The organism is Oleiphilus sp. HI0123, assembly GCF_001635315.1.
This window is the reverse complement of sequence record NZ_LWGE01000150.1, coordinates 1-584: the sequence shown is the minus strand read 5'-3', so window position 1 is coordinate 584 and position 584 is coordinate 1. Positions and strand designations below refer to the sequence as shown.

General features: G+C 47.3%; 1 pseudogene. It reads right to left on the bottom strand.

The features are described 5' to 3' along the window. Window positions 1-123: 123 nt before the first annotated feature. Window positions 124-584, bottom strand: a pseudogene (locus A3761_RS01390) (pyridine nucleotide-disulfide oxidoreductase); the annotation flags it as partial.

The window sequence follows — 584 nt, the reverse complement described above, 5'->3', positions numbered from 1 at the left end:
TAGGTGGGTATGACCATAGTCAAAATAACTCAAGTAGACAGAGCCTTCCATGGCTCGCTGGCGGCTTAGGGCTGGTTGGTTTCATGTGAGGAATGGCGTTCTCAGCCTAAGAATGAATAAGCCTCAACCACGACGCCATGCATGAAATTTCTCAAGAAACTGCAATACCTTCTCAGGCGCGTTGGCTTTTTTCCAGTTACCAGCGACAAACTTATTGGTTTCCGCCAGGGTTGGGTAGATATGAATCGTGCCCAGGATCTTATTCAGACCTAAGCCATGCTTCATTGCCGTCACGTATTCAGCAATAATATCCCCGGCATGATGACCGACAATCGTTACCCCAAGAATTTTATCTTTCCCGGGGACGGTTAGCACCTTGATAAAACCATGAGCCTCACCATCGGCAATAGCTCGGTCTAAATCATCAATATCATAACGGCTTACATCATAAGCAATACCTTGTGCTTTGGCTTCCTGTTCGTTGATGCCGACACGGGCCACTTCCGGGTCTGAAAAAGTCGCCCAGGGAATGACGCGATAGTCTGCCTTGAACTTCTTGAATAAACCGAATAAACCGTTCACAG